At 71.5% G+C, this 24,904-nt stretch carries 30 protein-coding genes; all 30 read left to right on the top strand.

From position 1 onward, the window contains the following. Window positions 1-99 precede the first annotated feature (99 nt). The 30 genes from ACZ6K0_RS41315 (at window position 100) to ACZ6K0_RS41170 (ending at window position 24,840) form a co-directional block, all read left to right on the top strand. Window positions 100-612, top strand: coding sequence for a hypothetical protein (locus ACZ6K0_RS41315; protein WP_469234957.1), 513 nt, complete (start codon window positions 100-102; stop codon window positions 610-612). Window positions 613-679: 67 nt separating this feature from the next. Further along, on the top strand, window positions 680-1,039 hold the full coding sequence (locus ACZ6K0_RS41310; protein WP_469234959.1) for a hypothetical protein: 360 nt from the start codon (window positions 680-682) through the stop codon (window positions 1,037-1,039). A gap of 126 nt (window positions 1,040-1,165) precedes the next feature. After that, on the top strand, window positions 1,166-1,708 hold the full coding sequence (locus tag ACZ6K0_RS41305; RefSeq protein ID WP_469234961.1) for a hypothetical protein: 543 nt from the start codon (window positions 1,166-1,168) through the stop codon (window positions 1,706-1,708). A 173-nt stretch (window positions 1,709-1,881) separates the two neighbouring features. Further along, complete coding sequence (locus ACZ6K0_RS41300; RefSeq protein ID WP_469234963.1) at window positions 1,882-2,169, top strand: hypothetical protein; 288 nt, start codon at window positions 1,882-1,884, stop codon at window positions 2,167-2,169. Between the two features lie 77 nt (window positions 2,170-2,246). Beyond that, entirely contained in the window at window positions 2,247-2,516 is a 270-nt protein-coding gene (locus ACZ6K0_RS41295) for a hypothetical protein (protein WP_469234965.1), read from the top strand. 345 nt (window positions 2,517-2,861) lie between these two features. After that, window positions 2,862-4,931: an NAD-dependent DNA ligase LigA gene (gene ligA, locus ACZ6K0_RS41290; RefSeq protein ID WP_469234967.1), complete on the top strand. Its 2,070-nt coding sequence runs from the start codon at window positions 2,862-2,864 to the stop codon at window positions 4,929-4,931. Window positions 4,932-5,015: 84 nt separating this feature from the next. Then, on the top strand, window positions 5,016-5,396 hold the full coding sequence (locus ACZ6K0_RS41285) for a hypothetical protein (RefSeq protein WP_469234969.1): 381 nt from the start codon (window positions 5,016-5,018) through the stop codon (window positions 5,394-5,396). A gap of 173 nt (window positions 5,397-5,569) precedes the next feature. Next, complete coding sequence (locus tag ACZ6K0_RS41280) at window positions 5,570-6,706, top strand: AcrVA2 family anti-CRISPR protein (protein WP_469234971.1); 1,137 nt, start codon at window positions 5,570-5,572, stop codon at window positions 6,704-6,706. A 79-nt stretch (window positions 6,707-6,785) separates the two neighbouring features. Continuing rightward, window positions 6,786-7,271, top strand: a complete 486-nt coding sequence (locus ACZ6K0_RS41275; RefSeq protein WP_469234973.1) for a hypothetical protein — start codon at window positions 6,786-6,788, stop codon at window positions 7,269-7,271. Next, window positions 7,268-7,516 carry a hypothetical protein gene (locus ACZ6K0_RS41270; protein WP_469234975.1) on the top strand — a complete coding sequence of 83 codons (249 nt, stop codon included), beginning with the start codon at window positions 7,268-7,270 and terminating at the stop codon, window positions 7,514-7,516. Before ACZ6K0_RS41275 ends, ACZ6K0_RS41270 begins: the two co-directional genes overlap by 4 nt. Next, entirely contained in the window at window positions 7,513-8,022 is a 510-nt protein-coding gene (locus ACZ6K0_RS41265) for a hypothetical protein (protein WP_469234977.1), read from the top strand. The genes ACZ6K0_RS41270 and ACZ6K0_RS41265 overlap by 4 nt, the downstream gene beginning before the upstream one ends. A 60-nt stretch (window positions 8,023-8,082) precedes the next feature. Then, complete coding sequence (locus ACZ6K0_RS41260) at window positions 8,083-8,331, top strand: hypothetical protein (protein ID WP_469234979.1); 249 nt, start codon at window positions 8,083-8,085, stop codon at window positions 8,329-8,331. Further along, window positions 8,328-8,738 (top strand): hypothetical protein, encoded by a 411-nt coding sequence (locus ACZ6K0_RS41255; RefSeq protein WP_469234981.1) that lies wholly within the window; start codon window positions 8,328-8,330, stop codon window positions 8,736-8,738. The genes ACZ6K0_RS41260 and ACZ6K0_RS41255 overlap by 4 nt, the downstream gene beginning before the upstream one ends. A 75-nt stretch (window positions 8,739-8,813) precedes the next feature. After that, entirely contained in the window at window positions 8,814-9,794 is a 981-nt protein-coding gene (locus ACZ6K0_RS41250; RefSeq protein WP_469234983.1) for a hypothetical protein, read from the top strand. A 132-nt stretch (window positions 9,795-9,926) separates the two neighbouring features. Further along, complete coding sequence (locus ACZ6K0_RS41245) at window positions 9,927-10,649, top strand: HNH endonuclease family protein (protein ID WP_469234985.1); 723 nt, start codon at window positions 9,927-9,929, stop codon at window positions 10,647-10,649. Continuing rightward, window positions 10,649-11,686, top strand: coding sequence for a hypothetical protein (locus ACZ6K0_RS41240; RefSeq protein WP_469234987.1), 1,038 nt, complete (start codon window positions 10,649-10,651; stop codon window positions 11,684-11,686). The genes ACZ6K0_RS41245 and ACZ6K0_RS41240 overlap by 1 nt, the downstream gene beginning before the upstream one ends. Next, window positions 11,673-12,032 (top strand): hypothetical protein, encoded by a 360-nt coding sequence (locus ACZ6K0_RS41235; RefSeq protein ID WP_469234988.1) that lies wholly within the window; start codon window positions 11,673-11,675, stop codon window positions 12,030-12,032. Before ACZ6K0_RS41240 ends, ACZ6K0_RS41235 begins: the two co-directional genes overlap by 14 nt. A gap of 511 nt (window positions 12,033-12,543) precedes the next feature. After that, entirely contained in the window at window positions 12,544-13,005 is a 462-nt protein-coding gene (locus ACZ6K0_RS41230; protein WP_469234990.1) for a helix-turn-helix domain-containing protein, read from the top strand. Window positions 13,006-13,149: 144 nt separating this feature from the next. Next, entirely contained in the window at window positions 13,150-13,731 is a 582-nt protein-coding gene (locus tag ACZ6K0_RS41225; protein WP_469234991.1) for a hypothetical protein, read from the top strand. Then, entirely contained in the window at window positions 13,725-14,711 is a 987-nt protein-coding gene (locus ACZ6K0_RS41220) for a hypothetical protein (RefSeq protein WP_469234993.1), read from the top strand. The genes ACZ6K0_RS41225 and ACZ6K0_RS41220 overlap by 7 nt, the downstream gene beginning before the upstream one ends. 29 nt (window positions 14,712-14,740) lie before the next feature. After that, window positions 14,741-15,433 (top strand): SAF domain-containing protein, encoded by a 693-nt coding sequence (locus tag ACZ6K0_RS41215; RefSeq protein ID WP_469234995.1) that lies wholly within the window; start codon window positions 14,741-14,743, stop codon window positions 15,431-15,433. Window position 15,434: 1 nt separating this feature from the next. Continuing rightward, window positions 15,435-16,289, top strand: coding sequence for a hypothetical protein (locus ACZ6K0_RS41210; RefSeq protein WP_469234997.1), 855 nt, complete (start codon window positions 15,435-15,437; stop codon window positions 16,287-16,289). Next, the gene (locus ACZ6K0_RS41205) at window positions 16,276-17,820 is read left to right on the top strand and encodes a CpaF family protein (protein WP_469234999.1); all 1,545 of its coding nucleotides are present in this window, start codon (window positions 16,276-16,278) and stop codon (window positions 17,818-17,820) included. Before ACZ6K0_RS41210 ends, ACZ6K0_RS41205 begins: the two co-directional genes overlap by 14 nt. Continuing rightward, on the top strand, window positions 17,820-18,713 hold the full coding sequence (locus tag ACZ6K0_RS41200; RefSeq protein ID WP_469235001.1) for a type II secretion system F family protein: 894 nt from the start codon (window positions 17,820-17,822) through the stop codon (window positions 18,711-18,713). Before ACZ6K0_RS41205 ends, ACZ6K0_RS41200 begins: the two co-directional genes overlap by 1 nt. After that, the gene (locus ACZ6K0_RS41195) at window positions 18,710-19,606 is read left to right on the top strand and encodes a type II secretion system F family protein (RefSeq protein WP_469235003.1); all 897 of its coding nucleotides are present in this window, start codon (window positions 18,710-18,712) and stop codon (window positions 19,604-19,606) included. The genes ACZ6K0_RS41200 and ACZ6K0_RS41195 overlap by 4 nt, the downstream gene beginning before the upstream one ends. Window positions 19,607-19,632: 26 nt before the next feature. Beyond that, complete coding sequence (locus ACZ6K0_RS41190) at window positions 19,633-19,863, top strand: hypothetical protein (protein ID WP_153469907.1); 231 nt, start codon at window positions 19,633-19,635, stop codon at window positions 19,861-19,863. Next, entirely contained in the window at window positions 19,864-20,271 is a 408-nt protein-coding gene (locus ACZ6K0_RS41185) for a TadE/TadG family type IV pilus assembly protein (protein WP_469235005.1), read from the top strand. Then, window positions 20,268-20,717, top strand: coding sequence for a TadE/TadG family type IV pilus assembly protein (locus ACZ6K0_RS41180; protein WP_469235007.1), 450 nt, complete (start codon window positions 20,268-20,270; stop codon window positions 20,715-20,717). The genes ACZ6K0_RS41185 and ACZ6K0_RS41180 overlap by 4 nt, the downstream gene beginning before the upstream one ends. Next, window positions 20,714-21,166: a pilus assembly protein TadG-related protein gene (locus ACZ6K0_RS41175; protein ID WP_469235009.1), complete on the top strand. Its 453-nt coding sequence runs from the start codon at window positions 20,714-20,716 to the stop codon at window positions 21,164-21,166. The genes ACZ6K0_RS41180 and ACZ6K0_RS41175 overlap by 4 nt, the downstream gene beginning before the upstream one ends. A gap of 8 nt (window positions 21,167-21,174) precedes the next feature. Further along, on the top strand, window positions 21,175-24,840 hold the full coding sequence (locus tag ACZ6K0_RS41170) for a LysM peptidoglycan-binding domain-containing protein (RefSeq protein ID WP_469235011.1): 3,666 nt from the start codon (window positions 21,175-21,177) through the stop codon (window positions 24,838-24,840). Window positions 24,841-24,904 lie beyond the last annotated feature (64 nt).

The following is a 24,904-nucleotide window of genomic DNA, read 5'->3' as shown; positions in this document are numbered from 1 at the left end:
ACAGACCGGGCCCTCCGAGCGCTCGCTCTGCCGCGTGAGCACCGCCCACCGTCCGCCTGATGGTGGGCGGCCTCCTTCCATCCGATCAGGAGCCCAGCCATGCCCAAGCCCCTGTCCGACATCGAGCGTCACGCCCAGGACGCCGTACTCCGCGCCACCGAAGAGGACCTGAAGCACGCCTTCGGCGCCTTGGCTACCGCGTCCGCAGCCCTCCCTCCCGAACTCGGCGCCACGCCCTCGCGGGGCCTTCCGCCCGACGTCGCCGCCGCATTGCGCGACGCCTTCCCCGTCACCCGGGGCCCTGCCCACGACGTTTACCCCCAGGTTCCGGCCGAGCTGCGCACGGACCTCCGGGAAGCTCTGATCGAGTTCTTCGCGGACAGCCCGAAGCACCCGGCGCCGAGCGCGGTCACGTTCATCGTGACCAACGACTACGACGACGGGCCGGCCTGGAACACCTATGGCGCGACGCTCCACTACGGCCCCCACGTCACGGTCGAGGCCCCCGACTTCGACCGGACGTTCGTGGCGGACGTACTGATCGAAATCGCCGACGACGAGAAGCCCTACGGGACGCCGAGCCCCGTCCTCTTCGTCCCGCTGCACGAGTGACACCCACTCAAGAGCGCGTGCGCGTGAGACCACGCAGCCCAAGCAGCAACCACACGAGGAGATGACGATGAGTTCGGCACGCAGCCCCTGGACCCCAGGGGCCTCCGAAAGTCAGCAGGCCGTGCACGCGAGGGTGAAGGCCCACCTCCGCAATCCGTACTTTCCCTACAGCTCCCGGGAGGAGCGGGATGCCGTGTACGCGATCGGGAGGAAGGCCGCAGAAAAGGCAGCCGAGGTACGCGCGAAGCTGGGCCGCGATCCGATCGTCCACTACGTCAAGGAGGCGGATCGCCTTGTGGGCCGCACAACATGCTGCCATGTCGGCCTCAAGGACCTGAACGAACACGACTTCGGTTCACACCAGCGACGACGCTGCACGTGCCCGGAGGTCAGCGCCCGGAAGAAGGCGGCCGACCAGCAACCGTAGCCAGCCCCTTGCCGCCGGTGACCGACGGCGCCCCGGCCGGCGAGACGAGCCGCCCTACGGGACGCCGAGCCGCGCCCGTCGCGTCCCGCTGCGCACCCGAACCCAGTCCGGAAGAAGAAAATGATCATGAATGACAGTCGCACCGCGACCGCCGACGGCCACGACCGCACCAACGGGCTCTCGGATGCCTCCGGCCCCAGGCCGGACGCCGCCGTGGAGCCGGGCATTCTGCTCACCAGGGCGATGCTGACCAAGGACCACATGAGACCTCTGCTCCCACTGCTGACCCGAGACGAGCTCGACGAACTGGGCAGCTGGCTGCGGGGGGCGGCGGACGAACGGGTGGAGCAGGAGCTGCTCCAGGTGTTGCGCGCCATGTGCGCCCGCTGCCCCGACCAGGCCGACGGCACAGCAGTCAGCGTCGAGTTCGTGACCAACGCGAACTACTCCGATGGCGTGTACTGGGACGAGGAGACGCTCTGGCTTCACGGCACGGGCGGCCGGGAATGGCAGTACGAGGCCCCGGAGCAGCAGGACGAATCGGCCGACGCGCTGGACGCCCGGTTCCGGGACCTCCTCGCGACCTACTCGCGCCTCGACCCGCCGGGACACAACTCGAACCTGACCGTGAACCTCTCCACCGGCACCTTCGAGGTCACGCCCCCGTAGCAGGCACCGAGGCGGCCCTTCCGCCCGTGGACGACACAGAAGGCCCAGTCAGTCACCTTTGGAGCCCCCGGCGCACCAGCACCCGGCTGGTGCGCCGGGCTACAAAACGCTCTATCCCATACCGCCGCGCCGGCCGAGCCGCGCAGGGCACCCACACACGATCGGAACTCCGCATGACCGCGCAAGTGGTGGTCTTCATCGCCTCCAAGAACTCGAACACCGCCCACCGGCGGGTGCTCTGGCGGATGAGCGAAGCCGACGCACGCAAGATCTGCTCCGACGAGCGCACCTCGGGCCGCAGCCACATGCTCTGCTGGACCGCGCACTCCATCGACGATCCCGAGATCAACCGCTACGTGCGCGACAACGGCGCGTACGCGCAGGTGCTGGCCGACCACGACGTCACGATCCTCCGCTCGTTCGAAGCGCACCAGAGGCCGGATCGGCGGCCGGCAGCATGACGAGGCCCCGGCCAACTGCTACCGGTACGCCCATCCGATACCGAGCGGACTACAGCGACGCCGAGGGCAGCTGGCCGATGGAACCGCTCTTCGACGACCTGGCCACCGCGCAACGCCGCTGCGAGGAGGACCTTCGTGCGGCCCGCGAAGACGGACCCGCGCTGGAGTTCCACTGGGAGGCGGACCCGGGATTGCCGCCGGAGAGCTGGCAGATGGAGGTGCATACGCCCCGGCTCGGCCGGTTCGTGTCCACCGGCTACTGGGTGACGATCGCCGGATCGCCCATGGACAGCACCACGCCGGCCGGCCGCTGTGGGCGGCGCCCTGCACCCGAGGGCGCCGGATGAGTCCCCGGCGGCCTTCCAGCGGTCCGTCGGCGGCTGCACCACGCATTTCGACCCACCCCGTCGCCAGCCCAGCCCAGGGTGCCGCCGCGCACGCGAGCGCGGAAGACCTGCGGCACTCCGCCGCCGCGGCTCGACCGCCCGCTTGGCGAGCGTGCCGGACGGGGAGACGGAGCCAATACACAAGAGGTTGCTTAACGCTATGAATAAGGGTATGGTTTGAGTATCGTCGCTCGATGCGGCCGAACCCCGTGCCCGGCAGCCACCTCGCGCCCCGCGACCGCATCCGGGCGGCACCGCTCGACGACGGAACGGTCGTCAGCCACCACCAGCAAGAAGGACACGAACGTGCCGAACACCTTGGCTCCCATCACCGACGAGGACGCCTACCTCCGCGCCCTGAATCAGGCCCGGAGCGCCGCGGCCGCGTACCACGGCGGCGGTGACTCGCAGATGGACGACGTCTCCTACGACCGCCTCATGGACGCCATCGCCGCCTACGAGCAGAAGCACCCGGACCAGCGCGCGGCCGAGTCGCCTACCACCCTGGTGGCCGCCGGGGCGCTGCCCGAGGGATCGGTCGCACACACGACCCCCATGCTCTCCCTCGACAACGTCTTCGAGGCCGAGGAACTGGCCCGCTGGATCCAATCCCTGGGCAAGCGACTGGGCAGCGAGCCGCGCGGGCTCCACGCCGGCCCGAAGATCGACGGGCTGGCGGTCGCGGCGCACTACAACGAGGGCAAGCTCGTCCGGCTCGTCACCCGGGGCACCGGCACGACCGGGGAGGACGTCTCCCACGCCATCGGCACCATCGACGGCCTGCCGGTCGAGCTGGACATGCCGGTCTCGGTCGAGGTCCGTGGTGAAGTGGTCCTGCTCCAGTCCCGCTTCGAGGAGGCGAACCGCATCCGCGTCGCCCACGGCGAGGACCCGTTCTCCAACCCCCGCAACGCCGCCTCGGGCTCGCTCCGCGCGACCGGCCGGGAGTACACCATCCCCCTCAGCTTCTACGGATACGGGCTTCTGCCCGTGGCCGACGGCACGACCGGCCGACTGATCCGCGAGGAGATGACCCACACCGAGCTGATGAAGACCCTGGGTAGCCTCGGGGTCCAGACCGTGGACGACACCCCGGTCGGCACGCTGACCTCACCGCTCATCAAGGACATCCAGGCGTACGTCGAGAAGGTCGCCGCGCAGCGAGCAGACCTCCCGGTCGGGATTGACGGCATCGTCATCAAAGCCGACCACCCACAGGACCAGGCCGCCGCGGGCTCCGGCTCGCGCGCGCCCCGATGGGCGATCGCATACAAGTTGCCCGCGTTGGAGGTGATTTCGACGCTCATCGCCGCCACCTGGACCACCGGGCGCACGGGCAACATCGCTCCGCGAGGCGAGGTCGAGCCGGCCGAGATCGAGGGCGTCACGGTGCAGTTCGCCACCCTCCATAACCCCGGCATGATCGCCCGGCTGGGGCTGCGCATCGGCGACCGCGTCGTACTCCGCAGGGCCGGCGACGTGATTCCGCAGATCCTCGCCCCCGTGGCCTCGGCCCGCACCGGCCAGGAGACGCCGATCGAGCTGCCCACGGTCTGCCCGGGCTGCGGAGGGGAGATCGACAAGAGCCAGGAGCGCTGGAGGTGCCTGAAGGGCCGCGCGTGCAACCTCGCGGCGTCCATCACCTACGCCGTACAGCGCGATGTCCTGGACATCCAGGGCATCGGACCGAAGGTCGTCGCGCAACTGGTCGCGCAGGAGGCGGTGCAGGATGTCGCCGACCTGTTCACCCTCACGCTGGGGCAGCTCACCGCGGCAACCGGCAGCGAGAAGACGGCCGCCAAGATCCTGGACCGCCTCGCCGCAGCGAAGCAGCAGCCCCTCGCCCGGGTGTTCTGCGCCTTGGGGGTCCGGGGGACGGGGCGCAGCATGTCCCGCCGGGTGGCCGACTTCTTCGGCAGCATGGCCGCCGTCCAGGCCGCGTCGGCCGCCGAGCTGCGCCAGGTCGAGGGGATCGGCTCGGAGAAGGCGGCCTGGATGTTGGCCGAGCTGGTGGAGCTGGAGCCGGTGATCGCCAAGTTGGCGGCGGCGGGCGTCAACCTCGGCGGACCGCAGGACAGCGCCCCGTCGGCCGACATCTCCGGCTCCGTCCCGGATGCGGGAGCGGTGCTGCCGCTGGCCGGGATGACGGTCGTGGTGACGGGGGCGATGAGTGGCCGCCTCGGACTGCTGTCGCGCAACGACATGAACGAGCTGATCGAGAAGGCGGGGGGCCGGTCCGGGTCCAGCGTCTCCAAGAGCACCAGCCTGGTCGTCGCCGGGGACAAGGCAGGCTCGAAGAAGAAGAAGGCGGAGCAGCTGGGCATCCCCGTCATCGGGCCGGACGAGTTTGCGCAGAAGGTCAGCGCCTACCTGTGACCGTGGGGTTGGGGGCCGGGTCGCGCCCGGCCCCCAACCTGCCCCCGGTGTCAGGCCGGCCCCTTTTCCCGCAACGGAGGACGAGTGAAGAAGAAGACCTCGATCGGCACCGCCCGGCACCTGCACCCTGTGGGGACCCCCGGCGAGCTGTGCCGGTGGCACAACCGCGCGGCGCTCGCCACGACGGTGGCCGCCGTCGCCCGCCGCCGCGGCCTGGGCGCGAGCGCCGACGACGGGGAGCTGGCGGCCTGTGCGGCGGAGGCCAAGGCCGCGCCGTTGAAGGCGCCCTTGTCTGCGGACACCCTGGCGGCGATCCGCTCGGCTCTCGGGCCGGCGCTGGGCCCTGGCAGCGTCCCGGAGGTCGTGGCGGCGGCGGTGTTCGGCGCGCTGCCGGACCGGCCGATCCGCGTGGCCGCCGAAGGCGGGCAGGAGTTCTTCCTGGTGCCTATCCCCGTCACGCCATGATTGCTTAATTCTAGGAGTTACGTTATGGTTAGGGCATCTTCGGTGTGAACGGGTCATCGGCCCGGCGCAGCCCACTGGCCGCCCCGCACCGGTTCCTCCCCCGGTGGACCGCCGCCCAGCGGTCCACCGGGACGCCCCGGCCCGTAGGGCCCGTAGCCACAGGGATGGCCAAGATGAATCGCCGACACTCCCGCGCGCTCAAGAGCCGCGACATCAGCGAGGTCTTCGTGGAAGCGCTGACCGAGCGGGAGAGCGCGCTGCGCGGCAACCACCTGTGGCTCGCCCCCAAGCTCGACCAACTCTCCACCGGGCGGCCGGTCACCCTCCGGCACACCGCCCCGCCTGGCCTGACGCTCGCCGAGCAGGCCGACCTGATCGACGTCGCCAGCCACGTGGGGGTCTTCCGCATGTGGGCCCGCAGGGGAAGGGTCACCTACGACCTCAACCAGCACCTGGCCGCCGAGTTGTACCGCTCGACCTCGGAAACGCTGCCCGGCAACATCTTCAGCCAGCTCCCGCACATCAACCCGCTCGTCGTCCTGCCCGAACCCTGGCCAGTCCGTTACAAGGAGTCGGACGGCCTGGTCCGCGGCTTCTACCTCTTCGGGTTCAACCAGGCCCCCGAGCAGCAGACCTACACCGACGAGGAGATCGAAGGTCTCGGCCTGCTCTTCGTGATCGACCTCCTCGACGAGGAGACCTGGGAGGTGCGTGGCCAGACCTACATACGGATGAACATCCCCACCGGGATGGAGAAGTTCACCATGACCCAGGCCGTGGACTTCGCCGCCGCGAGGGCCGAGGCCCACTGGAGCCGGACCCGTGACAAGGCCGCCGCGTACACCCTGTTCGAGGAGCTGCTGCGCCCCGCGTTGAGCATCCTGATCTACCTGTGCTGCGACAACCGGGACTTGGCCGAGCCGCCCGTCGTCAAGCCGTCGAAGAAGAAGCGCCGGGCGGTCAGCAAGAGCCGCGACCCGTTCTTCGTCGAGATCGGCTGGCGCGTCGGCCCCGCGTTGCACGCGGCCCGCCGGGCGGCGGGGCGTGTGCTGGACGGCGACGGCATCCCCTCCGGCGTCCAGCAGGCACCCCACCAGCGGTGCGGTCACTTCCGCCGGTTCCGGATCGGCAAGGCGCGCCAGGGCGAGACCACCCGCTGGGTGATGCCCTACTGGGTTCGCCTGGACCTCCTCCCCGAGGATGCCGACCCGATCACCACCGTGGTCCCCGTGGACGAGCAGCGCCACGACCCGCTCCGCACGCGGGGGCTGAGGAAGCGCCAGCGTCCGGACGCCGCGCTCGCGGCCTGAACCACCCCGGGGGCGGTGCCGGAACCGCACCGCCCCCGCCCCTGACCCATCACCCACTCACCCGATACGGAGATCCGTCATGTCCGACCGCTCACCGATGCAGCTGTTCGTCTACGCCGTCCACGAGGACGAGGAGGCCGCCGTGCTCAGGGCCATCTCTGACGAGGACCTGGGCCTCGACTGGGGAGACACCGAGGAGCCGGAACCCTCCCGGCTGGCGCTCGGCGCGTGCTACGGCATCCACGAGACCCCGCTCGGCAGCTCGGACGACCTTGCGACAGCCCTCCAGGAGCAGGCCCCCACCGCCGTCTTCAAGCTCTGGCAGGACCCCCACTGGTCCGGCGCGGACGGCCACTTCGTCGCCCACGTGCCCGGGGTCGGCACCTACAAGGCCGGCTGCACCGCCGAGGGAGCGCCCCACACCGACGTCGCGGACCTCGCCAAGCAGCTGTCCGGCGTTCCCGCAGGAACGACGGTCCAGGACTGGCTCGCCGGCGCCGGAGCCCAGGTCCTCGGCCTCACCGTGCTCGCCGCACTGGAGCCGTACGAGGAGAGCCACCGATGAGCCACGACCGCCTCCTCGGGCCAGCGGCAACCACCCCGGCCGAACGGCTGCCGGCCCCGGCGACCGTCTGGGACGACTACCCGCTGCTCGACTCCGGCGACCCCGCCAACCGCGACCTCGAACTGGTCCACACCGGGCGTGGAGAGCACCTGTGCAATGCAGAGTCCGGCGACGTGCTGCCCACGCTGATCGGCATGGTCACCGACCACCACACGGCGTGCGCCGGACAGGGGGCCGAGCGATGAGCAGCCCGACCCCCGCCCTTCTCCAGCCCTGGCAGGCTTGCGAGTTCGAGTCGTTTCTACGCACCTGCCTCGACGAGAGCCCAAGAAACCAGGGGCAGGTCGCCACCTTCGCCGAGACCGGCTGTACCCACAGCCGGTTCGGGCTGCGGCTGACCCTCCCCACCGGCGCCGAGGTCTACCTCCAGATCGTGGCCGCCCGCCCGCCGGACGGGCGCGCCGAACCGCAGGGGGCACCACCGCCGCGGCTGCGCGCCGCCGCGCTGCCGGCCGTCGGCAAGACGCCGCTCACCGCCGTCGAGCGGTACCTGATCGGCGTACTGACCGCGCAGCAGGACCCGTTCATCCGCCGGGTCGAGCCGCTCAGCGCGGGGAGCGGTGCGATCCCCTTCGGTCTGCACGTCACCTTCCACTGCGGCGCGACCGTCTGCTGCTACGTCGCCTACCTCGTACCCGCCGGCTACAGCAGGCCGCTCGGCGGCCCGTACCCCGCGCTGCGCCAGGTCTGAACCGGCCAGTGACAGCCGCCGGACGGCCGCCCCTCCAACCCCCTTCAAGGAACACCCCACATGAACACCATCGACCGCGAGACCGTGCGCGAGCGGGCACGGCAGCACAGCGCCCGGATCGCCGACCTCCGCCTGGCCCTCCGTGCAGGCGACCCAGCCACGATCGAACGTGCGCGTGCCGAGGAACTGAGGGCCGCGCACACCCTGTTCGACGCGCAGCTTGAGTCCGGTCTCATCACCGCCGAGCAGCACCGCCGGTGCACCGCCGCGCTCAGCAGCGAGTACCCCGCAACGGAGGCGCAGGCATGATCCTCAAGCCGTTCTCCCTGGCATTCGCCGCTGCCCAGGCGTTCGCCGAACACGTAGTCCGCCTCCCGGACCCCGACGACCATGGGCAGGCCATCGAGGCGTGGGCGAGGCGCGCGAACGAACTGTCCCGTACGGCAGCCGATGCGGCAGCGGAGTACGCCAACGAGTCGTACCGCCTGGGCCTGATCAGCGCCGACCTCCTGTTCGGTCGCCTGGTCGCGGCGGAAGCCCTCCATTCCAGGAACCAGCGGATCTTCCGCGAGGGGCTGGCCGCCGTCGCCCGGGTCCGCGAGTACACCGGACCGCTCGCCGTCAGCGGGCCCCGCGAACCCGAGGCAGCACAGGGAGCAACGGGCGCATGTCATCGGCTTGTGCTGCCCGGTGCGCCCGCCGCCCGACATCGCTGAGGTTCGATCGCCGGCTGTTTTGGCATGATCCCCGTTCAGGAGCGCGATCGCGCGCCATGACCGAGGGGAAGAATCATGCGCAGCACACGGGGATGGGCCGCCGTAGTCGTGATGGCCGTCGCGGCGCTGTCGGCTGGGTGCGCCGGCTCCACGTCGGGGCCGCCTGCTCCCGGCCCGGCGTCCGCGTCGGCGACCGGCGGTGCCACGCAGGCCGGGCTGCCGGCCGGGATCACCGAGCTGGGGCGGGCCGTGCCCGTCGCGGCGCAGGGCTGGACCTTGGCGGTGGCCCCGCTCCAGCAGGCCAGCTCCTCCTCCGGCGAGGTGCCGGCCGGCTGGACCGTCCTTCGCACCACGGCGACGTTCACCAACACCAGCGACCGGATCACCCTGCTGCCGGACACCGCGCTCACCGTGCGCTACGGACCGCTGGGGCGCCAGGCCGTCCCGGTCAAGGACCAGACCCTCTCCGGGCTCCCCGCGCACGACGCTGCGACGAAGGTCGCGCCGGGCGCCACCTTCACCGCCGAGATAGGGGTGGCCGTTCCTCCGCAGGGCCTGGGCCAGCGGGTCACCGTCACCGCCGAGGCCACCCAGGAGGGGATGGCGGAGGCGGACGACCTCTTCTTCGAGGGCACCCTGCCCGGGAACGCCTCGGCGGCCGGCTCTCCCGAGCCCACCGCCACGACGCCGTCGTCGCCTGGCCCCCTCCTCCCCTTCGGGGCCTGGTCGCCGGCGGGCTTGCGGCTCTCCCCGATCACGCTCGGGCCGGACACCGGCGGCAAGCGGACGGCGACGGCCGACCTCACCGTCACCAACGACGACACCCGGCCGCGGCCGGGCCTGGGGATCACCCTGCGGGTGATGACCGGAGCCGGCCTGACCGACGCCGCGACCGTCACCCCGAGCCTGAACTACCCCGACGCCCCGATCGCTCCCTCGCGCTCGGCCACCGTCACCGTGCGGTTCACCCTCCCCTCCTCCGCCGTCCCCGGCCCGGTCACGGTCGAGGCCGATGACCGCGGCGACCGGATCACCTTCAGCGGCACCCTCGGCTGACGCCGAGGCGCGCCACGGGAGCGGGCGCGCCGAACTTCTCGACACCGGTGGGGCGGGAGTGGTCACACGGATACGCCGCGCGGCACCTCTATGGGATGACGCGCACCTCCGACCAGTCAGGAGCACCACTCCATGCCCCACCCTCTTCGCGCCGCGGCCATCGGCGCCGCCCTCGCTGCGGCGGCCACGCTCGCCGCCTGCACCCCCGTCGACATCGTGAAGTCGGCGCCCGAGGCAGCGGCCGGGCCCATGATGTCGGCCACCGCCGCTCTCCAGGAGCTCGACCGGCTCCCCGTCAAGGGCAGAGCTCCCCAGACCGGGTACAGCCGCGATGAGTTCGGTCCGGCCTGGAGCGACAACAGCACCGCGCCGGGAAGCCACAACGGCTGCTCGACCCGCGACGACATCCTCGCCCGCGATCTGACCGGCGTCGTGCGGCAGGGTCCGTGCACGGTCGTCTCCGGGACGCTCCACGACCCGTACACCGCGCGCACCATCTCCTTCATCCGCGGCGTCAAGACGTCGTTGGCCGTCCAGATCGACCACGTCGTGCCCCTGAGCCTCAGCTGGCAGACCGGCGCGCAGCAGCTGAGCGCCGCCGAGCGGCTCAGCCTCGCCAACGACCCGCTCAACCTGGTGGCGGTCGACGGCCCGACGAACGAGGCGAAGGGGGACGGCGACGCCGCCACCTGGCTGCCGCCGAACAAGTCGATCCGCTGCGGCTACGCGCAGCGCCAGATCGCGGTGAAGACGAAGTACAGGCTCTGGCTGACCCCGCCGGAGAAGGACGCGCTGCGCCGCGTCCTGGACAGCTGCCCCGGGCCGGCCCTGCCGGGTGAGGGGGCGTCCAAGTGATGGGCGAGTTCCGCGACGGGCTCCGGCCGCTCCCCTACGGCGGTGACGTGGACCGCTGGCACTGCGAAACGGTCCACGCCCTGCAGTACCACCTCGCCGCGTCGGGAGAGAGCCGCGCCGACGCCGCGGCCTTCGAATCTGCCGTCGGTGCGGTGCGGCCGGTGGAGCGGACGGAGTGGGGGTGGGTCCGGTGGGGGTACCCGCTGGACTCGGAGGCGCGGTTCGAGGACGCCTTCCCCGCGGAGGTCGGAGTGGTCGCCCCGGCTGCGGGGGCGCGGTGGAAGCCGCTGCTCGCCCGTACGGTGTGGGGTCGGCGGCCGGCACCGTTCCTGCGCAGGATCGGCGGCGCCGAGCTGCCGGCCGCGGTGAGCGTGGGGCGGTTGGCCGTGGTCGTGGCCGCGGTCCTGCTGCTGCCCCCGGTGCTGGGCGACCGCCTGTCCGCGGGCGCGGCCCTGATCGTGGCCGCGGCGGCGGGCGTCGCGCTGGCCTGGGGCGGGCCGCGCCTCGCCGCGATCGTCACCCGCCGCCATGTGCGAGTCGTGGATGCCACCGCCCCTCGGGCGGAGTGCATCCACCGGCTCCTGGCCCTGCAGCAGGAAGTGGCCGCGGCGGCAACGGCGTCGGGAGTTCCCGAGCTCCGGCGCGCGGCCGAGGCCGGACACCGGTTCCTGTGGGACGCCGCCGGCCTGGTGCTGGCCGCCGGCGAGGACGGCGAGGGCCTCGACGTCGTCGAGGGCTACGAGGCCGCCTACCGGCGGCTGGGCGTGTCGGCGGCCGCGGCCCTGGGCGAGCACGAGCGCCTGGAGCACAGGCTGGCTGACCTGGACGACGCCGGGCCCGGGGCCGAGGCACCGGGTGCCTATCGCGGGAGTCGGCGGTCCCGGCTCGTCGAGGACGCCGCGCCGGCGGAGCTCCTCGACGAACTCACCGTCGGGCTGGACGAGCTGGCCGCCGGCCTGCGGGATGCCCAGCAGGCCGTCGCGCGCACAGCCGATGGAACGTCTCGGACCGGGGAGCAGCGCCATGGCGGCCGGTAAGCGGCGGGCCGCAGAGGCGACCGCGCGCGGGGGAGTGCGCGATTCTCTGGCGGCCGAGCGGGCGCGTCTGGCCGCGGGGTCGTTCGCCCGGGGTGTGGTGTGGGCGGTCCTGACGGTCAGCCTGCTGGGGACGGTGGTGACGGCGCCCTATCTTCCGAGCCCCTGGGGCAGGCCGGTGCTGCTGCTCGCTCTTCTTGGTGGCCTGGTGGCCGGGCTGGTGACGCTCTACCGCCTGTTCATCGCGTTCATGGCGTTGCTCGCGCTCGGACGGGTTGCCGTTCCGGGCCGGCTGGTCGCGCGCTCGAAGTCGGCTGCGGAGCCTGCGCGTCCGGAAGAGGGGTCGTGATCTCCGCCACAGCGGCCACGGAGCGCCGTGGCGGCACTCCGTGCCTTGCCCGAGGAGGGGGTGGGACCTTCGGCATGGCCGAAAGTACGGGGCCGACCGGTGCGGCTGCGGAGGGCGACGGGTGCTCCACCGACCGCTGCCGGGTAGATGGCCAGGTCAGCGCCACACCAGAACAGACCGGACATAAGCCGCAAAGCGCAAGATCATCGTCAGAATAGATCTTGACGGCCGGAAAAGGCCGTGCAAGATTCGTATAAGTTACCGGTCAGATTCAGTCACGGGGCGAGCACTATCCGCACACATGTGTGCGGTCACGGGGAGGGGGGTCGTGTGCATTTCAACAGAATGCTGACCCCCTATCAGATTCGGGGCGCAAGCCAATCCGAAGAGGTGTGGACGTACTTGGCGGCCGGGCGGCACACAGTCGCCGCGTCACCGTCTCCTCCAGGCGCGGGCGAGACCAGCCCGTCCGGCGAGGAGCACCTCGAGACCCCCGTCGAGACGGAGCAAGGTGGCGAACCGCGGAGTAACAGCCTTCAGCGCCGCCGCCCTGCGCCGACTGCGCACCAAGGCATCCCTGTCGCAGGACGACCTGGCGGCCATGGCCCGCACGCGCGGGGCGCGGGTAGCCGGCACCCACATCTGCCTGTACGAACAGGGCCGACGAAAGCCCCAGTTGCCGACGGCGCAGGCCCTCGCCGACAGCCTGAAGGTGCCCCTGGACTCGCTCTTGTCGACCAGTCGGCCGGACGACGTGCAGAGGCTGCGGCTGCTGGCCGGCTGGAGCCAACGGGCTCTGGCGCACCGGCTGGGCATCGCCCAGGCCCGGTGGTCACGGATCGAGCGGGGCCTCGCGTCGCTCGATCCGTCCAAGTTCCGACTGGCCGCCGAACTGCTGAAGGTCACGGCCGAGCAGCTGGTGCGCTCACTGGACGTCGCCACCGGCAGCCGACTACCGCGTGGTCGTCGCTAAAAGCATGTGACGACCCCGCGACGGCCGATTTAGGCTCCTTATCCATTTGATCAACCGTTGGCGTACTGGACGCGGAATTCCGCGGTCCGCCGATTTCCCATGCCTTTCAGCTTTCTGACCACCACTCATCAGGGGGATATGCCAGTGGCACCTTCAATCAGTGCTGAGATACGCCGGGCCGGCGTCTCCGCGGTGGTGGCCGCGGCCGCCGTGGCACTGCTGGCCGGCTGTGGGTCGGGCGGCGGCGAGGCCAAGGCGAGCGCATCACCGTCCGCCTCGGCGACGTCGGCCGCTCCTTCGCCCGACCCCAGTGCCACCGCGGCCGAGCAGGTCCTCGCCGCGTACCGGGGGATGTGGGCCGAGCAGACCAAGATCTACAGCTCGGGGAGCTTCTCCGGCTCGAAGCTGGAGGAGTACGCAGCCGACAAGGCGCTCTCCAAGGTCAAGGTCGCCGCGCTGTACTACCAGGACAACGGCTTGGTGGTGAAGGGCGCCCCGGTGCTGTCCCCGAAGGTCACCGACCTGTCGCTGGACACCAATCCGCGGACCGCGACCGTCGTGGACTGCGTCGACAGCTCGAACTTCGTCCCGGAGAACGCCAAGACGGGCAAGAAGTCGGATCTCGACGGTGCCAACCGGCGCCACGTGCAGACCTCGAAGGCGTATTACGGCAGCGGCAAGTGGCTGATCGTGGACTCCACCATCGACAAGGACAGCACATGCTGAGCCGCAGAGGGGCGGGGGCGCTGATCGGCGCTCTCATCGCGCTGCTGGTCGCGCTCACCGTGCCCGTCGGCACGGCCAGCGCCGACGGTGGTGTCAAGTGCCCCGACCTCGTGCCTGACTGCGACATCCACGTCGGAGGCGGCGGAGGCGGTGGCGGCGGCGGAACCGGCGGCGGTGGCGGAACCGGTGGCGGAGGTGGCGGAGGTGGCGGTGGAGCTGCTACCTGCGTCATCCACTGGAAGAACCCCAACGGCCAGGAAGTCGGCGAGGTGCCCTGCTACAAGGAGGGCGTCGGCTGGTTCAACTACACGGACCAGTGCTACTGGGACCTCCTCAACCCCCAGCCCCCCGCGGACGCCCCTGACTGGCAGTGGGGCAGCGGCGCGCCGTCGGATCCCGCTGCCCGGACCAAGGGGAAGGCGTACAACGTCATCTGCCCAGGCATCGGCCGTGAGTTGGCCGGCGGCACCAGCTGGAGCCTGAACCCGCCTCCGGGCTTCGGCGGCGGCCCCTCACCCGAGGAGCTCGCCCAGGAAGCCATCAAGAAGATGCGGCTGCTCGGAGCCCAGATCGGCACGGCGCCCGGTACCGGCACGACCGGCATCGTCGGCATGCCCGTGTGGATCTGGAACGTCAAGACCGACCGCACCTGGGGCCCCGTCTCCGCGAGCGCCTCGGCCGGCGGCATCACGGTCAACGCCACGGCCAACGTGCAGAAGATCGTCTACACGATGGGTGACGGCGGCGGCGTGACCTGCACCAGTGCAGGCACTCCCTACAACGAGTCCTACGGCGGCAGCGCCTCTCCTGACTGCGGCTACCGGTACACCAAGACCTCCAGCGCCTTCTCCGTCAGTGCCGTCACCACCTGGACCGTGCACTGGGAGGGCGGAGGCCAGCAGGGCGACATCACCACGACCCGAGCCTCCGGGGGCGTGAACCTCGCCATCGGCGAAGCCCAGGTCGTCGCCAAGCCGTGACTCGCCCGCACACGTAAGGAATTACCCAGATGAGCACCACCACGGGGCCCGCCCCCGAAACCACAGACCAGCTGACGCCCGCTCCCAAGTCGATCGTCCGCCAGCCCGTCGTCCGCCGCCGCCGCCCCGGCTTCATCGCCATGGCCGTCGCGCTGATCGCGGTCGGCGTCGGCGCCAACGCGTGGCTGTACATGTCCACGGGCAACCGCGAGCCCGTCGTCGCCGTCGCGCACGACGTGCCGATGGGCGCCCAGCTCACCGCCGACGACCTCGTGGAAGCCCGGATCGCCACTGACCCGGTCCTCACTCCCGTGCCGGCCAGCCAGCTGAAGAAGATGATCGGCAAGCGCACCACCGTGGGCCTGACCAAGGGCAGCCTGCTGACCACCCAGTCGGTCACCGACCAGCCGCTGATCAAGCAGGGCCAGTCGCTGGTGGGCGTCTCACTCTCCCCGGCGCAGATCCCCGCCAGCCAGCTGAGCCCCGGCCAGAAGGTCAACGTCATCCACACGCCGAAGAACAACGCCGCCGCTGCTGCCGACGGCGCCGCCGGCGGCAACAAGAACACCACGGTGCAGGCCGTCGTCATCGAGGTGGGCAAGGCCGACAACAGCGGCGACCGCGTCGTGGACCTCGCCGCCAACACCCTTGACGGCGCGACCCTGGCCCAGTGGTCCGCGAACGGCGAGGCCTCCCTCGTCGTCGTGCCGTCGGGGAGCTGACATGGCCGTCATCGCCTTCGCCGGCGCCAGCGGCGGCCCCGGAGTGACCGCGACCGCCCTCGCGGCGCTGCTCACCTGGCCGCTCCCGCAGGGACGCCGCGCCATCCTGGCCGAGTGCGACCCGGACGGCGGCTCGATCGCCGCGGGCTATCTCGAGTCGCGGATCCTGGGCGACTACGGCCTGCACAACCTGGAGGTCGCCCACCGCCGCCGCCAGCTCGACCAGGATTTCTGGTACCAGCTGATCGACCTGTCCGACAAGGACACCCAGGACCGTCTGCTGCTGCCCGGCCTGACCAACCCCGCCCAGGCCGCCGGCCTCAGCCAGGTCTGGCAGCGCCTGGGCCTGCTCTTCGAGCAGTTGCAGACCCAGGACCCCGGCTACGACGTCCTGGTGGACCTCGGCCGCTCCGGTGCCACCGGCACGGCCAGCGCCCTGGCCAAGTCCGCAGACATCGTCGCCGTCGTCGTACGCCGCACCCTGCGCTCGGCCAGCGCCGCCAAGCCGAGGGTCGAGGCGCTGCGCGCCGCGCTCGAGGTCCGCGGCCGCGACAGCGGCCGGCTCGGCCTGGTGGTCATCGACGACGGCGACTTCCGCCCCCGGGACATCTCCGAGCAACTTCAGCTGCCCATCTTCGCCACCCTCCCCCACGACCCGAGGGCCGCACAGGTCCTCTCCCACGGCGGCGACGGCGGCCGGTACTTCGGCCGCTCCGCCCTGTTGCGCGAAGCACGCGCCATGTCCGAACAACTGCGCGGCCTCGCCCTCCAGGAGCAGCAGAGGCTCCTCGCACCGGCGGCGCGTACGCAGACCGTCCTCGACCGAATGAAGGGAGCTGTCAATGCAACGCGGTAAGCCCCTGTACGCGCCGGGCCAGGCCTCGTACCTGCCCCAGCAGGTCCCCGTCGCGGGATTCCCCGTCGTGCCCGGCCCGGTGGCCCCGGCCCCGGTGACGGCGCAGAAGCCGGCCGGGGACGGCCGCGTGGTCTCCCGAAAGTCGCTGTGGGACTGGGAGACCGTCAACAGCCTGCGTGAGGAACTCAGTCGCCAGATGGCGCCGGAGTTCCAGGCGTACAGGGAGAGCAACAAGCGGGACATGCCCGCCGACGACGCCGAGCAGCGCGGCTGGGAGATCATCAACGAGCTCGTCGCCCGCTGGGCGGCGGACTTCGCCGCTGCCCGGCAGGTCTCGCCGGCCGAGTCGGACGAGACCACCCTCGCGCAGGCGGTGTTCGACGCCCAGTTCGCCCACGGCCGTCTCCAGCCTCACCTGGACGACCCGACGGTCGAAAACATCCTGATCAACGGCTGCGACGACGTGTGGATCGACTACACCGACCGTCCCCGGCAGAAGGTCGACCCCGTCGCGGAGAGCGACGAGGAACTCGTCGAGTTCCTCCAGATGCTCGCCCGCCGTCACGGCGCCGGCGAGCGGAGCCTGTCCAAGGCCTCGCCGACCCTGGCCCTGCGGCTGTCGGACACCTCGCGTCTGCAGGCGATGACCGAGTCCACCCCGCGGCCGTACGTGACCATCCGAAAGCAACGGATCCGCTCCGTCACGCTGGAGGACCTGGTCGAGTACGGCAGCATCGACGCCGGGATGATGCACTTCCTCAAGGCCGCCATGGCCGCGGAGAAGAACATCATGATCAGTGGGACCCAGGGCGTCGGCAAGACCACGATGATCATCGCTCTGGCCCGTGAGATCGACCCCCAGGAGCGCGTGGGAACGCTCGAGACGGAGTACGAGCTCTTCCTCCACGAGGTCGGGCACCTCAAGCAGGTCGTCCCGATGGAGGCCCGCGAAGGCAACGGCGAGAGGGTCGACGGCCGCGAGGTCGGCGAGATCGAGATCGCGGACCTCATCGCCCCCTCCCTGCGCATGATGCTGCGCCGCATGATCGTCGGAGAGGTCCGCTCCCGCGAGATCGTCCCCATGCTCCAGGCGATGTCCGCCGGTGAGGGCGGGTCGCTCTGCACCATCCACAGCCGCAAGGCCGAGGGCGTCTTCGCGCGCATCGCCCAGCTGTGCATCCAGCACGGCGACGGGATGACCCAGGAGCTCGCCTACCTGATCGCCGGCGCCGCGCTGGACTTCGTCGTCCACGTCAAGATGATCGACGAGACCCGCCTGGGCGGTAAGAAGGTCCGCTTCGTCGAGCAGATCCTGGAGGTCACCGGCGAGGCCAGCGAGACCGGGCTTCCGGCTACCAACAAGATCTACGCGCCGCGCCCCGGGTCCCGTGACCCCCGCGCCGTACCGACCGGCGTCAACCCGGCCTGCCTGGACGACCTGGTGCGCGCCGGATTCAACCCGGAGTGGCTGCGCAACGAGAACGGCAACTGGGGCGGCCCGCTGGAGCTGAAGCGGACGGCGGTGGCCTGATGGGTCTGTTGATCGCCGGCTTCGCCGCGCTGTTCCTCATCGGCGGCCTCGTCCTGTTCGTCGTGGGCGTGCGCGGCACCGAAGTGACCGACCGTCCGGTCAAGGTCAAGCGCACCCTCCCGCCGAAGACCAAGCGGCTGCGGCAGCTGCAGATCAGCGGCGCCGCCGTCGCCGGCATGCTGACCTGGCTGGTGTCCGGGTGGCTCCCCTCCGCCCTGCTGGTCGCCGGCGCCGTCTTCTTCCTGCCGTGGCTCATCAACCCGAACAAGGCGGCCAACGAGCAGATCGAGCGGCTGGACGCGCTCGCCCAGTGGACGAAGCGCCTCTCCGACCTGGTCCGCACCGGTACCGGCATCGAGGAGGCGATCGCGGTGTCGGTCCGCACCGCACCGCGGCCCATCGAGCGCGAGGTGGCGGACCTGGCGGTGCGCCTGCAGTCACGGGTCTCCGCAGGGGACGCGCTGACCGCGTTCGCGCGGGCGATCGGCGACCCGCGGGCGGACCTGGTCGCCGCGGCGCTGCTGCTGCGGATGAAGGACCGCGGGCCCGGCCTGGCGGACGTCCTGTCCGACCTGGCGGCCCGCACCTCCAACGTGGTCCGCCGCCGCCGCGACGTCGAAGCGGACCGGGCCAAGCACCGCACCACCACCCGCTGGATCTGCGCGATCACCCTGGTCGTGATCGTCGGGTTCAGCTTCAACAAGGCCTACATCGAGCCCTACGGCACCCCGCTGGGGATGCTCGTCCTGGTGATCCTGATGGCCGCGGTCGTCGCCCTGTTCTGGTGGATGAGCCGCCTCGGCATGGACAAGCCCCTGCCCGGCTTCATGGAGTACGACGAGCGTGCCGCCGGCTCGGACGCCGACCCAGTGCTCGCGGAGGTGGCACGATGAACGAACTCACCGTCGCCCTGCTGGCCGGAGCCGGCATCGGACTGGGCTTGTTCTTCCTCGTCCGCGAGCTGCTGCCCTCCGGACCGGCACTCGGCCCGGCGCTGGAACGCCTGCACGGCAAGGCCCAGGCCCCGGTCCGCCGCCGCGACGACCAGCGTCCGCTGATCGAGCGTGTCGGCGACCGGGTCGCCGAGCGGGTCAGGGACTGGCCCGGTGTCAGCGTTCCGGTCAAGAACCTCAACCTGGTCGGCGACAGCGTCGGCGAGTTCTTCGGCAGCAAGGCCCTGCACTTCGTCGTCGGGCTGCTCCTTCCGTCGTTCTTCTCGCTGGTCGTCACCCTCGCGGGTATCGACCTGCCCTTCTTCCTCACCGGCCTGGCCGGTGTGGCCACCGGGGTGGGCCTGTGGTTCCTCCCCGACGCGCAACTGGCCAAGCGGGCCGCCCAGGCCCGGGCGGAAGCGGCACAGGCCGTCATGGCCTACATGGAACTCGCCGCGATGGAGCGCATCTCCAGCTCCGGCGCCCAGGACACCCTGGAGCGGCCGGCCGAGGTCGGCAACGGCTGGGCCTTCCGCCGTATCCAAGCCGCCCTCGTCCGCGCCCGTCTGGACCGGGCGCCTGCCTGGGACGCGCTGCGCTCCATCGCCGACGAGCTCGACGTGCCCGCGGCCGGCGACATCGCCGACATCGTGGCCAGCGCCGGAACCGACGGCGCCGCGATCTACAGCACCCTGCGCAGCCGGGCCGAGAGCCTGGCCGACGAGCAGGCCGCCGCCGAGCAGGCCCGGGCGAACGCCGCCTCCGAGAGCCTGATCGTGCCGGTGACCCTGCTGTCCATGGTCCTGCTGGTCTTCTTCGGCTTCCCCTCCGTAGTCCGCATTTTCCTCGTCTGAACCGCACTCACAAGGAGCACATCACCATGAACACCTCTCCCGCTCTGCGCATGGCGGTCACCGCGTACACCGCGCTCGCGCACCTCCTGTCGACCGCCGAGCAGAAGTTCACCGACGCCCGCGAGGAAGGCGACCGCGGCGACAACAACATCTCCACGATCATGTGGATCGTCGGCATCGTGGCGTTCGCCGCGATAGCCATCGCCGCGTTCAAGGTCCTCGGCCAGTCCAAGCTCGACGACATGAAGGGCCTGTAAGTGGCTCTTCGGGCACTCGCCCGTCGTATCCGGCAGCGGTGGCGGGAGGACGACGGCGACGCGAGCCTGCAGATGCTGATCTGTTTCCCCGCCGCCCTGCTGCTGACCTTCATGGTGATCGAGACCTGCAACGTCTACTTCGCCAAGCAGGCCGCCACCACCGCGGCCCGCGAGGCCGTCTCCAGTGCTCGCGCCTACGGCAACAGCACCGGAGACGGCGTCGCGCGGGCCAACGCCGTCTTCCAGCGCGTCGACGGCACCCTGGTCAACCCCCGGGTGAGCACGTCCGGCTCCAACGCGAACCGCGTCGTTTTCACCGTCACCGCCAAGGCACCGTCCCTGCTCGGTCTCAGCATCACCGTCACCGAGCGCGCCACCGGCCCGGTAGAGAGGTGGACCACCCCGTGACCAGCCGCCTGCGGTTCCTGCGCCGCCTCCGTCGTTGCGACGACGACCGCGGCAGCGTCGCCATCGAGTTCGTGATGTGGGTCCCCGCCGCGATCCTGTTCCTCGCGATCGCGTTCGTGGCGGGGCGCATCGTCATGGCCGGCAACGCCGTCGACTCCTCGGCGGCGGCCGCCGCCCGTGAGGCGTCGATCGCCCGCAGTCCCGCTGAGGCGCAGAGCAACGCGCGCGCCGCTGCCGAGGTCGCGCTCTCGGACCAGAAGCTCAAGTGCGCCAGCACCAGCGTCAGCGTGGACACCTCCGGCTTCAGCGCCCCACTGGGGACCTACGGCGCGGTCACCGTGCGGGTCAGCTGCACCGTGCAGCTGAACGACCTCGGCTTCTCCATCGGAACCAAGACCGTCCAGTCCAGCTTCACCTCCGTGATCGACAGGTACAGGCAGCGATGAGCACCACCACCTCCGCCTCCCGCCTCGACTGGCTCCGCGACGACCGCGGCTCCCTGTCGATGTGGTGGCTCCTGATGGTCATTCCGATGTTCGTCATGCTCGGCCTGTGCTTCGACCTCGGCGGGAAGCTGCGCGATGTCGAGCGGGCGGACGCGATCGCTGCCGAGGCCGCGCGCGCCGGCGGCCAGGCGATCGACCCGGCGAAGGCGATCGCCGGCAAGGCCGTCGTCCTGGACCCCAGCGCGGCGCAGCAGGAGGCCTACCGGTACCTCAACTCCGCCGGCGTCCGCGGCACGGTTACGGTCAGCGGCGACGGCAAGAGCATCAACGTCCACGTCACCATTCAGCACAAGACGATTTTCTTGCAGGTCATCGGCCAGTCCTCGCTTTCCGTCGAGGGTCACGCCAGCGCTGAGCTCCTGCACGGCATCGGCGCTCCGGAGGGATGATCCGCGCCATGACACCGACTCGCCCCCACACCGCCCGGCGCCGCCTCCGGGCGGTCGATGTCGTCCGCGGCCTGGTCAGCCTGGTGGTCCTGATCGCCCTCCTCGCGGGGCTGCCCGTGCTGCTGTGGGCCCTGACCGGCGTGCTGCTGCCCGAAGGGGTGTCACTCGACGAGATCACCTCGCTGCTGACCAGCCACCAGCTGGGCGCGCCGTTCTTCGCCGTCGTCATGGCGATCGGCTGGATCGGCTGGGCCACGTTCGCCCTGTCCACCCTGCTGGAGATCCCCGCCCAGTTGCGCGGGCGTCCCACCCTGCGTCTGCCGGCCCTCGGCTTCCAACAGCGCATGGCTGGCGCCCTGGTCAGCGGCGTCCTGGTGCTCCTGCCCGTCGGAACCGCCATGGCGGCGCCGGCCTCGGCCGCCCCGGTCGTTACGCACTCCCCCACCGCCGTCACCGCCCCGGCGACCGTGCAGGCGGCCACGACCGCCGACACCCCCGCGGCTGCGGCGCGCACTGCCGACCAGCACCCGGGGACCTACACCGTCGAGGCCCGCGACAGCCTGTCGAAGATCGCCCTCAAGCAGCTCGGGGACGCCTCCCGGTGGCGGGAGATCGCCGCGGCCAACGACGGCAAGACCATGGTCGACGGGACGACGTTCTCCACCCGCAGCGCCCTCCAGCCGGGCTGGAAGCTGGCGATGCCCACGGACTGGAACCCCACCGACCGCGAGCACCGGGTCCAGCCCGGCGAGACGCTCTCCTCGATCGCGGAGAAGGAGCTCGGCAGCGCCGACGCCTACCCCAAGCTCGCCGAGCTGAACGAGGGAGTGCAGCAGCCGGACGGCCGGACCCTGACCGACCCGGACAAGATCTACCCCGGCTGGGAACTCCAGCTCCCGCACACCGCCGCCAAGCCCTCCGGCGACACCTCCGCACCGGCGCAGGCCCCGGACGCGGGACAGGGTGGTCAGTCCGCCCACGGCACCCAGGACGGCAAGGGCACCGGATCGACCGCCGACACCCCCGCGCCCCACACCGGCGACGGGGCAGGCCAGAGCAGCACCCCGACGGCGGAACCCACCAAGGAAGCTCCGAAGGCCCCGGCGACCCCGGACGCCGGCGCGGACCACGGTCAGCCGGCGGCCACCCCGAGCACCGCGCCCACCAACCCGCAGGCCGAGCAGCCCCAGACCCCCGTCGCGGCGCCGGCCGACGACGCCGATGACTCCTCCGTCGCGTCGGTGGCTCTGGCCGCCACCAGCCTGTTCGCCGCCGCCGTCCTGGGTGTCCTCGGCGGCCGACGCGCGCTCCAGCAGCGCCGCCGGCGCCCGCGGCGGCGCATCCCGATGCCACAGCAGGCCACCGCCACGGCCGACCTGGAGAAGCGGCTGCGGGCCGCCTCCGACCCCGAGGGCCTCGACCTGGTCGACATCGCCCTGCGCACCCTGGCGGCCAACTGCGCCAAGGCCGGCCAGCCGCTCCCGCCGCTGGAGGCCGTCCGCGTCACCGCCAAGGGCCTGGAGCTGCACCTGTCGGCGCCGACCCCGCAGACCGCGCCGTTCACCGAGATGGAGGAAGGCCCGGACCGCTGGTGGTGCCCGGCCCGGGGCGCCCAGCTCCTGGGCGAGGACCAAGCCCGCGACACCATGCCCCCCTACCCGGCGCTCGTCAGCCTCGGGGAGACCGAGGAGGGCGAACCGGTGCTCGTCAACCTCGAGTCCGTCGGCGCGCTGCGGCTGACTGGCACCGGCGCTGACATCCGCGCCGTCATGCTGGGCATGGCCGTCGAGCTGGCCTCCTCCGGCCTGTCCGACGACACCACGCTGCTCCTGGCCGGCCTGGGCGAGGAACTCGCCGGCGTCTTCCCCATCCGGGTCGAGTACCAGGAAGATCTGGCGCAGGCCTTGCCGGAGCTGCGCGCCCACGATGCCCTGCAGCGCGGCGCGCTGGAGGCCGGCGACTTCGACGGCCTCGGCCAGGCTCGCCTGTCCGAGGACGGCGGCGACGCCTGGATCCCCAAGGTGCTCATCGCGCCGGCCGCGCCCGGCGGCGACGATGCGGAGGCCCTGGCCGATCTGCTGTCCTCCCGCCCCCGCACCGCGACCGCGATCGTCACCGAGGCCGGCGACGAACTCGAGGTCCCCGGCGCGTGGACGCTTCCGACTGCGGCCGGAAGCGCCGTACAGCTGCCCGGCCTGGATTTGACCGTCACCCTGCAGAGGCTGGAGGAGGAGGCGTACCTGCCGCTGGTCCAACTGCTCGCCACGGCTGCCCGCACCGACGACGTCCCGGCCCCCGCCTGGACCCACGCACCCGACGGCACCGCCGTGGTGAACGGCCCGAGCCCGGTCCCGCAGCGGGGCGACTTCGCCCTCGCGCAGGACACGACGGAGGACGGCACCGACGACGAGGACACCGAGCTGGAGGACGCCGACCGACAGCAGCCCGCCGCGCCGCCGGCCGCTCCGATCGTGCAGGTGGCGGTCAGCTCGCTCGGCTTCGCCTCCGCCACCGCGGTGCCCGACCTCGGCCTCAGCGCCCTGGCCCCCTCGGTCACCGGCGCGGGCGGCGGCGACCTTGTGGAGGAACCCGAAGCCGAAACCGCACAGGAGGGGGAGGCGTTGCCCAAGGAGCTCTTCGACGAGACGCTCCAGGAGGTCCTCGACGAACGTGACACGGAGGACCCCGAGGAGGACGAGGCCGCGGCCGAGCCGCAGGAGCCCGAGGACTTGGACGAACTCGTCGGCGATCAGCCGCAGGAGGATTCTGCCCTGGCCCCGGCCGCCCTCGGACGGCCCGAGGCCCGCCCGGCCGATCCCGCAGCCGCGGCCCCCGCACGGCCGGCCGCCCGGGTCACAGCCGTCACCTCCGGCGTGCTGGCCGCCCTGAACACACCGCCGGACCCGCCGTCCGCCCCGCAGATCCGCGTCCTTGGACCCGTCGACGTGATCAGCACCCTCGGCAAGGTCGAGTCGTACCGCCGCAACGGGCTCACCGAGATCGCTGCCTGGCTCGCCCTGCACCCTGGCAAGTCCCGTCACGAGCTCGACGAGGCGATCTGGCCCGGCCAGCGGATACTCGCCGACACCCGCAACACGGCGATCTCCAAGCTGCGGGCCTGGCTCGGCCGCGACCCGCTCCTTGCGGTCGACGACCCCTCCGGCGCCTACCTGCCGACGATCAGGGGCGGCGTCTACAGCTTCAACGACCAGGTCACCAGCGACTGGCAGGAGTTCCAGGGGTACTACCGGGAAGGGATGCACTACTCCGGCACGGAGGCCGACACCGCGCTGGCCAACGCACTGGCGCTGGTCCGCGGCCGGCCGTTCAGCGACATCAACCAGGCCAAGTACGCCTGGGCCGAGTACGACATCCAGGAGATGATCTCGGCCGTCGTCGACGTCGCGCACGAGCTCGCCACCCGGCGCATGGCGGTGCACGACTACCGCGCCGCGCTCGCGGCGGCTTCCCGCGGGCTGGTGTGCGACACGATGAGCGAGCTCCTCTACCGGGACCTGTTCACCGTCTACAGCGAGACGGGTGATCGCCAGGGGATGGAGCGGACGGCTCACCAGCTGACGCGCATCGAGATCGAAAGCGGGTCCGATTCCGCGCCCGAAACGGTGGCCCTGATCAACGCGCTGATGGACGCGAACCGCATCGCGTCCGCCTGACCGGGGACACGAAAGGGGCCTGTCCGCACCGGAAGTCCGGTGCGGACAGGCCCTCGACGTTTCG

It is taken from the genome of Streptomyces sp. NPDC042346, assembly GCF_055581845.1.
This window is presented reverse-complemented; position numbering and strand designations above follow the sequence as displayed.

Bases quoted from the DNA above. Each gene is read 5' to 3' on its own strand.
- ACZ6K0_RS41315 (WP_469234957.1), top strand. From the start codon at position 100: ATGCCCAAGCCCCTGTCCGACATCGAGCGTCACGCCCAGGACGCCGTA.
- ACZ6K0_RS41310 (WP_469234959.1), top strand. From the start codon at position 680: ATGAGTTCGGCACGCAGCCCCTGGACCCCAGGGGCCTCCGAAAGTCAG.
- ACZ6K0_RS41305 (WP_469234961.1), top strand. From the start codon at position 1,166: ATGAATGACAGTCGCACCGCGACCGCCGACGGCCACGACCGCACCAAC.
- ACZ6K0_RS41300 (WP_469234963.1), top strand. From the start codon at position 1,882: ATGACCGCGCAAGTGGTGGTCTTCATCGCCTCCAAGAACTCGAACACC.
- ACZ6K0_RS41295 (WP_469234965.1), top strand. From the start codon at position 2,247: ATGGAACCGCTCTTCGACGACCTGGCCACCGCGCAACGCCGCTGCGAG.
- ACZ6K0_RS41280 (WP_469234971.1), top strand. From the start codon at position 5,570: ATGAATCGCCGACACTCCCGCGCGCTCAAGAGCCGCGACATCAGCGAG.
- ACZ6K0_RS41275 (WP_469234973.1), top strand. From the start codon at position 6,786: ATGTCCGACCGCTCACCGATGCAGCTGTTCGTCTACGCCGTCCACGAG.
- ACZ6K0_RS41270 (WP_469234975.1), top strand. From the start codon at position 7,268: ATGAGCCACGACCGCCTCCTCGGGCCAGCGGCAACCACCCCGGCCGAA.
- ACZ6K0_RS41265 (WP_469234977.1), top strand. From the start codon at position 7,513: ATGAGCAGCCCGACCCCCGCCCTTCTCCAGCCCTGGCAGGCTTGCGAG.
- ACZ6K0_RS41260 (WP_469234979.1), top strand. From the start codon at position 8,083: ATGAACACCATCGACCGCGAGACCGTGCGCGAGCGGGCACGGCAGCAC.
- ACZ6K0_RS41255 (WP_469234981.1), top strand. From the start codon at position 8,328: ATGATCCTCAAGCCGTTCTCCCTGGCATTCGCCGCTGCCCAGGCGTTC.
- ACZ6K0_RS41250 (WP_469234983.1), top strand. From the start codon at position 8,814: ATGCGCAGCACACGGGGATGGGCCGCCGTAGTCGTGATGGCCGTCGCG.
- ACZ6K0_RS41245 (WP_469234985.1), top strand. From the start codon at position 9,927: ATGCCCCACCCTCTTCGCGCCGCGGCCATCGGCGCCGCCCTCGCTGCG.
- ACZ6K0_RS41240 (WP_469234987.1), top strand. From the start codon at position 10,649: ATGGGCGAGTTCCGCGACGGGCTCCGGCCGCTCCCCTACGGCGGTGAC.
- ACZ6K0_RS41235 (WP_469234988.1), top strand. From the start codon at position 11,673: ATGGCGGCCGGTAAGCGGCGGGCCGCAGAGGCGACCGCGCGCGGGGGA.
- ACZ6K0_RS41220 (WP_469234993.1), top strand. From the start codon at position 13,725: ATGCTGAGCCGCAGAGGGGCGGGGGCGCTGATCGGCGCTCTCATCGCG.
- ACZ6K0_RS41215 (WP_469234995.1), top strand. From the start codon at position 14,741: ATGAGCACCACCACGGGGCCCGCCCCCGAAACCACAGACCAGCTGACG.
- ACZ6K0_RS41210 (WP_469234997.1), top strand. From the start codon at position 15,435: ATGGCCGTCATCGCCTTCGCCGGCGCCAGCGGCGGCCCCGGAGTGACC.
- ACZ6K0_RS41205 (WP_469234999.1), top strand. From the start codon at position 16,276: ATGCAACGCGGTAAGCCCCTGTACGCGCCGGGCCAGGCCTCGTACCTG.
- ACZ6K0_RS41200 (WP_469235001.1), top strand. From the start codon at position 17,820: ATGGGTCTGTTGATCGCCGGCTTCGCCGCGCTGTTCCTCATCGGCGGC.
- ACZ6K0_RS41195 (WP_469235003.1), top strand. From the start codon at position 18,710: ATGAACGAACTCACCGTCGCCCTGCTGGCCGGAGCCGGCATCGGACTG.
- ACZ6K0_RS41190 (WP_153469907.1), top strand. From the start codon at position 19,633: ATGAACACCTCTCCCGCTCTGCGCATGGCGGTCACCGCGTACACCGCG.
- ACZ6K0_RS41175 (WP_469235009.1), top strand. From the start codon at position 20,714: ATGAGCACCACCACCTCCGCCTCCCGCCTCGACTGGCTCCGCGACGAC.
- ACZ6K0_RS41170 (WP_469235011.1), top strand. From the start codon at position 21,175: ATGACACCGACTCGCCCCCACACCGCCCGGCGCCGCCTCCGGGCGGTC.